8 protein-coding genes are annotated in these 13,399 nt (G+C 50.9%); all 8 read right to left on the minus strand.

What is annotated here, in order from left to right; translation table 11 throughout:
• Positions 1-17 precede the first annotated feature (17 nt).
• Positions 18-2,696 (minus strand): type VI secretion system Vgr family protein, encoded by a 2,679-nt coding sequence (locus tag K5621_RS16050; protein ID WP_221049749.1) that lies wholly within the window; start codon positions 2,694-2,696, stop codon positions 18-20.
• 321 nt (positions 2,697-3,017) lie between these two features.
• Positions 3,018-3,536: an Hcp family type VI secretion system effector gene (locus K5621_RS16055; RefSeq protein WP_025890191.1), complete on the minus strand. Its 519-nt coding sequence runs from the start codon at positions 3,534-3,536 to the stop codon at positions 3,018-3,020.
• Positions 3,537-4,209: 673 nt separating this feature from the next.
• Complete coding sequence (locus K5621_RS16060) at positions 4,210-5,001, minus strand: hypothetical protein (RefSeq protein ID WP_221049750.1); 792 nt, start codon at positions 4,999-5,001, stop codon at positions 4,210-4,212.
• A 24-nt stretch (positions 5,002-5,025) separates the two neighbouring features.
• On the minus strand, positions 5,026-5,808 hold the full coding sequence (locus K5621_RS16065; protein ID WP_221049751.1) for a hypothetical protein: 783 nt from the start codon (positions 5,806-5,808) through the stop codon (positions 5,026-5,028).
• Positions 5,809-5,919: 111 nt separating this feature from the next.
• A complete protein-coding gene (locus K5621_RS16070; RefSeq protein ID WP_221049752.1) occupies positions 5,920-6,708 on the minus strand; it encodes a hypothetical protein in 789 nt (262 codons plus the stop codon).
• 2 nt (positions 6,709-6,710) lie between these two features.
• The gene (locus tag K5621_RS16075) at positions 6,711-10,190 is read right to left on the minus strand and encodes a toxin VasX (protein ID WP_221049753.1); all 3,480 of its coding nucleotides are present in this window, start codon (positions 10,188-10,190) and stop codon (positions 6,711-6,713) included.
• The gene (locus K5621_RS16080; RefSeq protein WP_221049754.1) at positions 10,177-11,136 is read right to left on the minus strand and encodes a DUF4123 domain-containing protein; all 960 of its coding nucleotides are present in this window, start codon (positions 11,134-11,136) and stop codon (positions 10,177-10,179) included. Before K5621_RS16080 ends, K5621_RS16075 begins: the two co-directional genes overlap by 14 nt.
• The gene (locus K5621_RS16085; RefSeq protein ID WP_221049755.1) at positions 11,123-13,189 is read right to left on the minus strand and encodes a type VI secretion system Vgr family protein; all 2,067 of its coding nucleotides are present in this window, start codon (positions 13,187-13,189) and stop codon (positions 11,123-11,125) included. The genes K5621_RS16080 and K5621_RS16085 overlap by 14 nt, the downstream gene beginning before the upstream one ends.
• Positions 13,190-13,399 lie beyond the last annotated feature (210 nt).

Raw genomic sequence — 13,399 nt, forward strand, 5'->3', positions numbered from 1 at the left:
TAATACCAACTGCCTCATTATTTGTCTGCCTTACCGGTGATACGCCACCAGTCCTGTTCAAATTTCTCCACTGTGCCCTTGCCAAGCACAGTGTTGTAGTATTGCTTCCAATATTTGGCTACCGCCTTGATATCCTGACCATCAGGGAAGGCCTCTCCGGTTCTGAATCTGGCTCTGGCATAGTGCACGTAAGCCATGGCGGTGGCGTATTCATCATTGTTGCGCAGCTCGGATAGTCTGTCATCCGAGCCTTGCAGTGCCGAAACCTTCTTCGCCAATTTCGACTTATACTTCAGGAAGTTGTCCCAGATATCATTGTGGGTCGCCGGTTCCATCTGGTACAGCCCCTTGGCGGGTCCGTTACCCATCTGATCTCTCATGGTCAGATGGCTCTCATGAGCTGCCGTCCCCAGCAATAGAATTTCGGCATCTTCATCGACCACATCAAGTTTTGCCAGCGTCGGCCGGATCACTTCACGGCGAAAGCGCTCGGCTTCAGTTTCTTCTGTCTGTGGCTGGGTCTCAGCTTGTTGACTATCTGCGGCGCCGGGCGCCACTGCAGATGCCGCTCCGCCACCGGCCGCAGCGTCTGCTGTTTCTGCCGTATCGGCTTCAGTTGAAGTCTCAGCAGCGCTTTGCGACTGAGCTTGAGGCTGAGATTGAGCCTCCTCTTCGGTCAGCGGGCACACCTGCACTGCAGGCGCGGCGAACTCCTCGGCAACCAACAGCGCAGATAGGGGAACACTCCCCCCCTGAGGCAATACCGCCTGTTCAACCGCGCCGGGTAACACAGGTGCCAAACCGCTGAAACCACTGGCACTGCCTGGGCTGCCCCCTGAGTTGAGGTTGATCCCGGGGCCGGAAAGATGCACCCCGGCCGGATCGACTTTGACAAAACTGCCACCGGCTTTAAGCGTTACTTCGGCGCCGGACTCGATCACTATCTTGGCACCGGCTTTCAGTTGAATTTCCGGCCCGGCCTGCAGCAGGTATTTGTCTGCAACCTTGATCTGTTGGCTGCCATCCACTATCAGGCTCTTGTCGCCTGTTACCTGCTGACGGGACTCGCCCAACACTGTCAGGTGGTCGTTGCCGCCGATGCGGCGGCGCCTTTCATTGTCCACATCCAGGTGGCTGTCGTGCTTGATATGCTCGTGCCTGTCGTTCTCGGTCAGTAGGTTCAGGTCTTTCTGCGCATGCAGGTAAATCTCCTCTTCCCCCGCTTCATCCTCAAACCTCAGCTCGTTGCTGCCCTCGCCCTTGTGGCTTTGGGTCTTCAGCACCGTGCGGGTCTTGTGGGCCGGCAGCGCGTAAGGCACCTGGTTCACCGCATGGTAGGCCCGGCCGGTGATGATGGGTTGGTCCGGGTCGCCGTCCAGAAACGACACTATCACTTCATGCCCTATCCGTGGCAGCGCCATAAAGCCATACTGACCACCGGCCCAGCCCTGGCTGACCCGTATCCAGCAGCTGCCGTGCTCGTCACCCTTGGCATATCTGTCCCAGGGGAACTGCACCTTCACCCGGCCGTATTCGTCACAAAATATCTCTTCATCCTTCGGCCCCACCACGGTCGCTATCTGCGGCCCCGCCATCTGTGGTTTGGCCCTCGGCTCCGCTTGCCATTGCATGGAGGATGGCACCGCCACTATCTCGTTACTGTAAGTCGTGCCGCGGCGGCTGTTGTCCTCTTCCGCTGCATTGCCCTGCTCGCCTGTGTGGCTGCCCCCCACTATTACCCATTCGCGGTTAAGGCTCGCATCCGGGTGTTCGCTCAGGGCAAACTTCTGCCCGCTCAACGCCTGCAGTTGGTCACTCTTGAGCAGCAGCTGTTCGCTCTCCCGTCGCAGTCCCGCCAGACGCACCTTGCTGAACAGTTTGCCGTCGGCATCGTCCTTGTAGCGCCCCGGGTAGTCGAAGTGTTCATAGCCGCTCTGTTGCCAGTCTGCATCCTCTGTACTCGGTTGCAGGAAGCTGTAGGCCGGTTTGCGGAAGCTGTAGTCCTTGAGGGTGGCCCCGCTCTCGGCACGGCGGTGGCGGTATTCGGCGCTGCGGACACTCGCCTGCTCGGCGCGTCCTCCCGCCAGGGCGTTGTAGGGGTAGCTGTGGGGGCTCAGGCTCAGTTTGTCCAGTGCATCGCACAGCACCAGGGTGTGTTTGTCGCTGCTGTGCTCGAAGTAGTAGAACAGTCCCGCTTCGCGGGTCAGGCGCTCGAAGAAGTCAAAGTCGCTCTCGCCATACTGCACGCAGTATTCCCGTTTGCGGCTTTCATGGCGCGGGTCACAGCGAAAGGCGTAATCGGTAATGCCCATTTCGCCGAACAGCACCGCGATGATGTCGGTCAGGCTCTTTTCCTGGAAGATGCGGCTGTTGCGCCGCAGCTGCAGGCGGCTCAGGGCCGGCTCCAGTCTCAGCCGGTAGTGGGTCTGTCTGTGGCCGCTGTCGCCGCGGCCAAAGCGGCTTACTATGCCGTGCAATTCTCGTTGGCATTCGCCGTCCTGCCACCAACTCAGTACCCCGCTCTGGTCCACCAAGTCGCTCGCCTTGATATCGTCCCGGCGACTCAGCAGCTCAAGCTCAACCACATAAGGACTCGACAGCGATTCTTTCAGCTTGAACGACAGCACCGACAGGCTATCCTCTGCCAAACTGCCCGCCTTGAATCCAAAACGCATGCCGCTCCCTTGATGACTCATCTTCGCTGTCCTTATTGTCCCTGTCCTTTCGCGGTACTCTTGCTGTCTGAGCTCTTGCTGTCTGAGCCCAGGCTTCCCCTGCTTTAGGGGAAGGCGTTGAACTCCGCTCGCTGAGTGCCGTTTTGCTCTTGGTTTAAATGCTCTTGGTTTAAATGCGATTGACTTGAATGTCTGTTGAATGTCCGTTTAGCCGAATTGCACCAAAAGCCATTGGCCTGCTCTCTGGCTCTCAATCAACCGCTTACACTGTCAGTTGACGTCCCCGCCAGAAAACACCCCAATGGCAAACAGCCACCGCAAGGCGGTGGCTGACACACACTATCAGGCTTCGATGGGCTTGCGCCAGTCATCCGCACCTGAAGTACCGGCACTCACGTGGTCCCAGTCTATCTTGCGATAGGCCATTGACACCTCAACCAATTGAGTGAAATCTGCCTTGTTCGGGTCCTGGCAGTGTGGCATGTGGCAGTTGATGTCCACTATCGTCGCACCTTCAAGCTTGGTAGTGAAGAAGTGCTCCTGCTTGCCCTCGATAGAGGTGCGGTACCACTTCAGCTCAACCTTGTTCAGCTTCTCACCGGATGACAGCGAGTTGTACATCAAAGGCACCGCCTTGTTCAGCGCCACGGTGAACTTGAACGGCTTGTGCACCCGTTGACCCGAAGGCATACCTGACTGTGGGTCGGTCGGCACTGTCACCACATGGTTGAATTCCTGAACCAGCATCTCGTCTTCATGACCTTCCACAAAGATGTCGCCCACTGACTCGGCCGTAAACGCACCTGCAGTGATGTTGCCCTGGGTTTGACCTTCGATGGAGATATAACATGGTGTTGGCATGGTTAATTCCTTTTACTGTTGAATGAGTGATAAAACCTCATCAGCCAATGCCAGAAGCATGCCAAATCGTAACCCACTGTTTTACAACAACATCCAAACCCACTCCCGCTCTACGGGCAATTTCTTGCCCGAACCCGGGCAATTTTTTGCTCGCCGGGCAACTTCTTGCCCGAAGATAGTTGCCTGAAAGAGTGGCCCGAAAGAGTTGCCTGAAGGAATGTCCCAAAGGGTAAGCGAAAGTCGACTGGCTTTAAGAGCATTCCTGTAAAAGTCTTAGAGAAGGTGTGAATAAGCCCTGGTGGCGTTCACCTTTTGCAATTTGGGTATAGCTCTGGGGTAAATTAGCTCGTCGTCATAGCCCTAGGCGGCTGGTTTGACAAAATCCCCCAGAGAACCTCCGGCTTGGTAGTGCGCGGTGATTTCCGCTTTTAAGCGAACCAGCTCTGCGCTGGGTTGGGCCCATTCACTTTCAGGCAACGGCTGAGACCAGGCCTCCAGTGCTGTTGTGTGAGCCAGCCACTAATTAGTTTATGCCTGTGAGAAAGGGCCCTTCGCAATGTAAGAATAATAGTCAATACAATCAGGACGGTTAATTAACAGGCTAAAGCCATTAACTCATGTAAATATTGCAGAGTCTCAAACTCTGCCAGTTGGTATACAGAGAGCAGTACTATTAAATAATAGTCCATTGCTCTTGCACAATCTTGGCTTTAGGCAATTTATTTAGTACGAACGCTTTAACTTCCTCATAATTCTCTTTGGTGCAAAATATTGCATCATTATAATACCAGCTACGACTTCTAATATGGACAATACGTCTTTTAGGATTAAGATTAATTAGACTCGCCTTATCTTCATCTACCATCTTACTATCATCCCAAAGCACAGGAATATAGTGAGCCTTTTCCGGCTCAGAAAGCTCTACCTTTTTAAAGCTCAATAACGCCAGGCCGCCGACACCCACCAATAAAAATGGGTGTACAACCAAGGCAATCGGTACCAGGATCAGCGCCATGACCCGTAATACCCACATCAAACCTTCCGGGTTAACAGCGCCATAACCCCACCTTGGGCACAGTTTAACCTCATCCCTTAAAAAACCCGACGCGGTGATCTTATATGCTACATGGTGATATTGAAGTCGAGTGAAATAATAAATTATCAATAAAATCGACGAAAGGAAAACGCCAATACCGATAACTGAATTCCAATCATCAGGTTGTGGATTTTCTGATGCTAGATTTATCAATGAAAAAAACAACATAGGGATACCTGCGAAAATCCCCCAAATCATTGAAATCGATGCCAAACCACTAAATCGATGAAAAAAAGCCCTTGGTATAGTCCATTGAAAGATGGCCGGTTCGTCTTCAAGCTTGGTAATATCGGCTTGGGTGAACCAGCCTCTTTCCAAGCCATCCTGACTATACTGAATATAACCTGGCCGTGCAAAAAGTGCACTCAAAGCGACCACCATAAAAATGTCACATCAGTAAATTTCGAGCGGTTCATTAAGCACCTTAGCTTCAGGAAGTTTATCTATAACCAGTTTTTTTACTTGATCAAAATTTTCTTCCGCACAAAATATTATCGCACCTCGACTAAGATCTTTGCTGTATATATCTATTATCCTACGACCTTCACAAATATTTATGAAATCTACATTATAACGCCCATTTTTTTGCCAGTAAAATGGGATATAATGAGCATATTCAGGTTCACCCTTGGGAAAGGGATAGAAACTTAACAGGGCTAACCCTCCCGCCCCCGCCAACAGCAATGGATTGACCATCAAGGCGATAGGGATCACTAAGAGTGCGATGCCTCTTAAGACAAAGAGAAATGACTCCGGCACTTCATTTTTATAACGCCATCTGGGGTAGATTTTTACTTCGTCTCTTAGAATACCGGACTCAGTGATTTTATAGACCACGCTGTGATATTGACTTCTTGTCATATAGTAAAAAAAAAGCAGTATGGAAAACATAAAGGTAAATAATACTGCTAAAAACTTCATCAAATTCCAGGTAATCCCTTTATCACTCAACAAATTTGGGAAGAAAAACACCCCCACTGGAACACCACATAAAAGCCCGATAACTTTCAAATGATTAACCAAAGCTGAATCCTTCCAAAAAAAAGCACGCGGCATAGTCCATTGAAACAGAGCCGGTTCCCGCTCCAGTTTATCAATCTCTGCCTGTGGAAAAGCGCCCTCTTCAACGTAAGGGTAGTACTCAATGTAATCTGGCCGCTTAATTAACAGACTCAAACTATTATCCTATTAAAAACTCTAATACCAATCGACTATGACTATACTGGATATAGTCAGGTCTTTTTACTAATTGGCTCATCATCCGTCCAAATCAATTGAAAATTCACTTTAAATGGATAATTCTTCTTGAACTATTTTTGCCTTTGGCAACTTTCCTAAAACAAATTCTTTCACATCATTATAATTCTCTTTCGTGCATAATATAGCTGCTCCATTAGACCAATCCTTGCTCCTGACATGAATAATTCTTCGGCTATCACAAATATTAATTATACTTAACTCGCTAGCAGCCTCTAAACCTTTCTCATGCCAGAATACTGGAATGTAATGAGCATATTCAGGTTCGCCTTTGGGAAAAGGATAAAAACTTAACAAGGCTAACCCTCCCGCCCCAGCCAACAGCAATGGATTGACCATCAAGGCGATAGGGATCACCAAGAGTGCAACGCCTCTTAAGACAAAGAGAAATGACTCCGGCACCTCATTTTTATAGCGCCACTTAGGGTAAGTTTTCACTTTATCCCTTAGAATACCGGACTCAGTGATTTTATAGGCCACGCTGTGATATTGGCTTCTGGTTATGTAATAAAAAAATAACAGTATAGAAAACATAAACGTGAACAGAACAAACAAGGACTCGATTAATTCATAGTCAACGCCCTTATCGCCAACAATACCAATAAACAGGAAGAAACCCACAGGTATACCACATAAGAGACCAACTGCTTTCAAATGATGTACTAATGGGGAATCCTTCCAAAAAAAAGCTCGCGGCATAGTCCACTGAAACAATGCCGGTTCCTGCTCCAGTTTATCAATCTCTGCCTGCGGGAAGTCCCCCTCCTCAACGTAAGGATAATACTCAATATAATCAGGCCGCTTAATCAAGATACTCAAGTTTATACTCCCTCTTTGCTACTAGGAAATCTCAAGGGTACAGCCTTGAAGGATTCAGGCTTATCGATTGCTTCATGCTCATAATTTTTCCCTCGCCATATCAAGTCATAGGACTCAATCGTATACTGCCACGACTTGGATACGCCGAGACTCTCTGGACGCGTGATCTCCAGCCAAATATCGGCCACATCTTTTATAAACCAATCGCTAACCTTATCAAGCTTTACTCCTAACAGCCATATATTGGAAGCAAGCTCTGGATCCTTACTCTCAGATAAGAAATCGATATTGTCCAAGCTATCGGGCAAGCCATCACGAATAATCTTATCAAAAGTGTTCTCAGATATAGGGGTCGCTATCAACTCGTTCAGTTTTGGGTCATGCCACTGCTCCAGCCCCCAAAATCGGTACTTATAGTAAACTTCCGAGATATCCACTGTCATATCTTTCAGTGGTAAACGAAAGACAATCCAGCAGCCTTTGACATCATGGCGTACATATCCCTCAGCACCGATTATGACATCAAAGCAGGCTTCAGCGTAAACAAAAGGTTTTATCAGGCAGTCCATCAGATGCTGAAACTCTGCCGCTGGGTTATTCTGCCAGAGTTTTAGTTTGCCAAAACTGGATTTTTCCAGCCACTTATCCAAATCATCACGGAATATAAGCTCCTGCAGTACACTGGTGATCAGATAAACAACCCCGGCAACGGCGGCCAAAGGCCCCATCCAAGCAACACCGGCAACCCATCCCAATCCCATTAAGAATACGTAAGTTCCGCTGATAGCGGTTACCGCAGTAGCCACCCCTTTGACCAGCACTATGCCTCTTTCCAGTTCATTGTAATCTTTACCCTTACTGCCAAAGTAACCCAGATCATAGCCTATCACCATAAGTTCAAACACGGATGCCACAATAGTTGCTGCGCCCATAATCCTGGCTAACCCTCTAAAGTTTTTGAGTAGAGTGGAGAAATTTCCTCCCCGGATATCAGCGGCTTCTTTCAATGAAAGTTTGAGTATTGCCTTAGTCTCTTTCCCCACACGATGCCGAACTTTATATATTGGACTGGTATTTTTTAGCTTGCCTTCAGCATTTTTTACATTATCCTTAAGCTCTTCCCAAGCTGTATCGTACCAAATAGCCGTTAACGCAGCAGAAAAATAAGACACATTCGAAACCAGTGTTTTTACTTTTATACTATTCTTATCTGATGTTCTTAGATAAAAGTTGTCAACATCAATACTTTTAGGCATAGGTGTTTCACACAGGTTCCAAAGATTCAGTAATACGGCAACCCGGCCAATCCCCAAACTCTTTAACGCTGTAGCCCCTTTTGAGGCAAACAGTTTCATCGCGTTATCAACTTTAACGCGATATTGTTCCATCACCTCATTATTCTTTAAAACTGCAAGCCAGCCACTGTTATTAATTTTTTGCTGCGAAAATGCCTCTGCCCATTCCGCCTCAATCTTACCGAGCTTAACTTGCTCCGCATTCCTGTTTGGCAGATATCCTCGTTCCAGTATTCCTTTTTGCTTTGCCAACTTACCAGAAAGATTCTTAACCTCTTTATCTGCTCTGTTTTTATTCCTATGATAGTCTCCATTGGGTGCCAGTTTTTCATCATTAACAAATGAAGCAATCAACGTCATGCCCAACATTTTTCTGGGAGAGATGAGTGAACTGATATTACCAGCCTGGGCAATATCCTGTCTTTTTAAGTGAATAAGAGGTAAAAAGGCATGCATCAGGTTGGTCCAACCTCGATTGATCTCATGCCCTAAGGCATCGCGCATGGCCGTTAGCGTTTTAAGCGCATCGCCATGGAATCGCGTCGCCCAATCGTGTTCCATCAAGCCTATTTCATCAAATGCCGAGAAAATTTCTTTCACTCTTGAATTGGCATTATTGGCTAACGCCACAGAGTTGCTACCAGTAGCATTTGGATCTTCTGGGAAATGACTTAATATTTGTCGGATCCCATCATATAACTCACTATCGAAGCCGCTGTAACTCAGTATGATTAATGCTTCAGGTTTATCGGAGTGCCATAGCGCATTCATCAACCGCTCTTTGATTGGCCCATCTATAAAGGGCATCAGCAGTTCGAAGTTTTCACCGATCCAATTGGTCAATGCAAACTGGTGTTCCGGATGGTGACAATCTGCCCCGACAATACGGGCATCGGGTGGAATACTGAGATGGCAGCTAAACAGCTCTTCGACTCTTAACTCAATTTCATCATTCAGGTCACTGTCATGCTTTAGATGTTCAGCTAAAAAGTCTTCAGCAGCCTGAAGGTCAGCATATTGGCGCTTTTTCTTATTCTTTTCCCAACCACTGGGAATGACAGGAACACGCCCATACTCTTCAACTATCTCTTTTTCAAGCCGTTTGAACACTTCGCTGGATGGCAGATCAAAGCTGTCATTCAGCTTTCGAGACGCTCTTTGGACAGCGATATTCCATTGTTCTTTCTCATACGCATAGTCACTCACCTTATCCAGATAACGGCCGATCGCCAGCTTATTGCCTCTGATTTTGGGAGGAAGCCTTTTACTATGCATCCAATCTTCCATGCTGAGCATATCACCGGCGCCGCAGAGTTGGATCACTGCCTGCGCATTCATACGTCGATAAACTTCAGTTTCATCCAGTTCATGCATTTGTCCCGGTAGATAAGCAACTTGTGACATCATGTCGTTGATATCCGACCAAATATCATCCAGTGCGACCATCAGGGCCGAGTCTTTATCGCTTATAGGGCCTAGGTAGGTAGTCAGTGGTTGAACCGGCTTACCGCTGATCTTTTCATCTCCCTCCCCTCTGTCTTGCAGGGAAGGGACCGCCAGAGGGAACTTGGCCTCGCCGGCAATATCGGCAACCTGGCTCAACACCTTGATTGGGGCAGTATGGGGCTCTGCCATAGTGCGGCAAAATCCGGGCAATGACAGCTTGCGTCCCCAGCGTCGCTGGGCTTCGCCATTACTGCGATAATGCTCCAACATAGGCCAGGAGCACCTTAGCTGGCTGAACATCAGATACAGCTCAGAGCCGCGGTTATATTCCAGATAGACTTTAGGCTCCAGCTCTGTACCGCGCTCGCTGAGCGGTTTGTCGGCCTCGTTGTCGCCAAACTGGTAACGGATCAGCTGAGGTCCCCTGACTTCATATTCGTGCAGGGTCTTTTCGGTTTGGTTCCAGACATAAAGCCAGCCATCGGTAAGCTGACGCAGGGTGTAGCTATTACATTTGAGCTGTTTGCTGAAGTAGCCACCGGGGAAGTTACCTTCTGAAGGCAAGTTGTGCTTGGGGCAAGGCTCCGGCACCAACTGGAATTCATCCAAGGCATAACGCACAGGCACGATTTTGACGGTTTGCGCCTTGAGTGGGCAAGTTGCCAGTAAAGAACCGGCTTTAGTGTCCGACTCTTGAGTGGCCTTATCGTTGGCATCCTGTTGTTGTCTATCGGCCGACATGGGTAACTCCTTGTAACGCATTGGCTCTTTGTTGATTTAACTGCTTGGCCAAATCTGCGGCTTGTGCCAAAGCCGCAGATCTGTCACTTCCCCGGGTTTGCATCAGGTTAATAATGCCGGCGTACTCTGATTGAGAGACGGGTTCATCGCTAGCCTGGTGCTGATCAAGCAAAGCCCCGGAAGCACTGCTTGTCTGATTACCGATAAGATTCTTTTCAAAGTCGGCACCGAGATAACCCAAAATATTGCCGTAAAGAAAAATGTCCCGCTCCGATTCCCACCCTTGCGCGGCGGCGCGTTCGGCAATAGCCAAGGTTCCCGCCAGGGAAACCGAACCGAACTCATCGGCAAAGAAGTGCCTCAAATGCTGCTGCAGCCTAAGACCAAATTGCTGCCAGCAGACCTGCTGCATCACCTTGAGGTGGTCATCGGTCAATTGAAAGCGCTGAGTTGCCTCACTGGACTGAGCCGACTGAGGCACTCGGCAGTGCCAGTGTTCGGCAATAGTGTCATACACCCATACCCGGCCGAATATGCCCGCCGGGAACAGTGCTTCCAGCGGCAGTTGCGCCGCCATAAAGCCCGCCAGCACTCTGGGGTCCTGATAGCGAAATAATACCTGGTGGCCCAGCGGGTGTTGCTGCAAAGGTAATTGCTGAAAATAGTGCAACAATTCAGCACTGGAGGAGGTTGACTCAAACAGCCAGACACTGTCCCGGTAGCAAAGCTGTTGCTCCAACCAATCCAACAACTGACTGTCGGCTGGACATTGCAGCAGCAAGGGTTGAATATCGCCGAGAGACTCGAACTGAGTCCCCTGATACAGGGGTAGCATAAAGACGCGGTTGTCCAGCTGATACAGGGTTTGCGCCAGGTTTCGGTGCAAACAGGCATCCCAAAGCAGATAAAGCTGCCCCTTGAGTCCAGCGAGATCAGGCAGGGGCATCTTCTTCCTCCGGCTGCTCGCAAATTTCGCACACACCTTTAGCCGTACTGGCAGCCAGCAGCAGAGTGCCACTCTGCTGGGATGGATTGGGCAAAATCACTTTTTCGCCTTGGGGCAACTCGGCATCGGCCACTTCACCCGGAAGCTCCGGTGCCTTGCCGGCAAAGCCGCTGCCTGAGCCGGGGCTGCCACCCGAGTTGAGATTAACCGCCGCGCCGCCCAGGTGCACCCCGGCCGGGTCCACTTTGACGAAGCTGCCACCGGCACTGATGCTGATCTCGGCGCCGGCATCGAGCACAATTTTCCCCAATGACTTGAGATGAACTTCACTGCCCACTTCGAGCGCTTCTTTGGCGGCGACTTTCTGCTGATAGCTGCCATCCACTATCAGGCTCTTGTCGCCTGTTACCTGCTGACGGGACTCGCCCAACACTGTCAGGTGGTCGTTGCCGCCGATGCGGCTGCGCCTTTCATTGTCCACATCCAGGTGGTTGTCGTGCTTGATATGCTCGTGTCTGTCATTCTCGGTCAGTAGGTTCAGGTCTTTCTGCGCATGCAGGTAAATCTCCTCTTCCCCCGCTTCATCCTCAAACCTCAGCTCGTTGCTGCCCTCGCCCTTGTGGCTCTGGGTCTTCAGCACGGTGCGGGTCTTGTGGGCCGGCAGCGCGTAAGGCACCTGGTTCACCGCATGGAAGGCCCGGCCGGTGATGATGGGTTGGTCCGGGTCGCCGTCCAAAAACGACACTATCACTTCATGCCCTATCCGTGGCAGTGCCATAAAGCCATACTGACCACCGGCCCAGCCCTGGCTGACCCGTATCCAGCAACTGCCGTGCTCGTCACCCTTGGCATATCTGTCCCAGGGGAATTGCACCTTCACCCGGCCGTATTCGTCACAAAATATCTCTTCATCCTTCGGCCCCACCACGGTCGCTATCTGCGGCCCCGCCATCTGTGGTTTGGCCTTCGGCTCCGCTTGCCATTGCATGGAGGATGGCACCGCCACTATCTCGTTACTGTAAGTGGTGCCGCGGCTGCTGTTGTCCTCTTCCGCCGCATTGCCCTGCTCGCCTGTGTGGCTGACCCCCACTATCACCCACTGCCGGTTTAAGTTCGCATCCGGGTGTTCGCTCAGGGCAAACTTCTGCCCGCTCAACGCCTGCAGTTGGTCACTCTTGAGTAGCAACTGCTCGCTCTCCCGTCGCAGTCCCGCCAGGCGCACCTTGCTGAACAGTTTGCCGTCGGCATCGTCCTTGTAGCGCCCCGGGTAGTCGAAGTGTTCATAGCCGCTCTGTTGCCAGTCTGCATCCTCTGTGCTCGGTTGCAGGAAGCTGTAGGCCGGTTTGCGGAAGCTGTAGTCCTTGAGGGTCGCCCCGCTCTCGGCCCGACTGTGGCGGTATTCGGCGCTGCGGACACTCGCCTGCTCGGCGCGTCCTCCCGCCAGGGCGTTGTAGGGGTAGCTGTGGGGGCTCAGGCTCAGTTTGTCCAGTGCATCGCACAGCACCAGGGTGTGTTTGTCGCTGCTGTGCTCGAAGTAGTAGAACAGTCCCGCTTCGCGGGTCAGGCGCTCGAAGAAGTCAAAGTCGCTCTCGCCATACTGCACGCAGTATTCCCGTTTGCGGCTTTCATGGCGCGGGTCACAGCGAAAGGCGTAATCGGTAATGCCCATTTCACCGAACAGTACCGCGATGATGTCGGTCAGGCTCTTTTCCTGGAAGATGCGGCTGTTGCGCCGCAGTTGCAGGCGGCTCAGGGCCGGCTCCAGCCTCAGCCGGTAGCGGGTCTGTCTGTGGCCGCTGTCGCCGCGGCCAAAGCGGCTTACTATGCCGTGCAATTCTCGCTGGCATTCGCCATCCTGCCACCAACTCAGTACCCCGCTCTGGTCCACCAAGTCGCTCGCCTTGATATCGTCCCGGCGACTCAGCAACTCAAGCTCTACCACATAAGGACTCGACAGCGATTCTTCCAGCTTGAACGACAGCACCGACAGGCTATCCTCTGCCAAACTGCCCGCCTTGAATCCAAAACGCATGCCGCTCCCTTGATGACTCATCTTCGCTGTCCTTATTGTCCCTGTCCTTTCGCGGTACTCTTGCTGACTGAGCTCTTGCTGTCTGAGCCCCGGCTTCTATCCCTGCTTGGGGGAAGCCGTTGAGCTCCGCTCGCCGAGTGCCGTTTTGCTCTTGGTTTAAATGCGATTGACTCGAATGTCTGTTGAATGTCCGTTTAGCCGAATTGCACCAAAAGCCATTGGCCTGCTCTC

This window comes from Shewanella carassii, from assembly GCF_019670705.1.
Lineage (GTDB): Bacteria > Pseudomonadota > Gammaproteobacteria > Enterobacterales > Shewanellaceae > Shewanella > Shewanella carassii.

Excerpts from the sequence above, each read along its gene's own strand:
- K5621_RS16050 (WP_221049749.1), bottom strand. The coding sequence starts at position 2,696 with ATGAGTCATCAAGGGAGCGGCATGCGTTTTGGATTCAAGGCGGGCAGT.
- K5621_RS16055 (WP_025890191.1), bottom strand. The coding sequence starts at position 3,536 with ATGCCAACACCATGTTATATCTCCATCGAAGGTCAAACCCAGGGCAAC.
- K5621_RS16075 (WP_221049753.1), bottom strand. The coding sequence starts at position 10,190 with ATGTCGGCCGATAGACAACAACAGGATGCCAACGATAAGGCCACTCAA.
- K5621_RS16080 (WP_221049754.1), bottom strand. The coding sequence starts at position 11,136 with ATGCCCCTGCCTGATCTCGCTGGACTCAAGGGGCAGCTTTATCTGCTT.
- K5621_RS16085 (WP_221049755.1), bottom strand. The coding sequence starts at position 13,189 with ATGAGTCATCAAGGGAGCGGCATGCGTTTTGGATTCAAGGCGGGCAGT.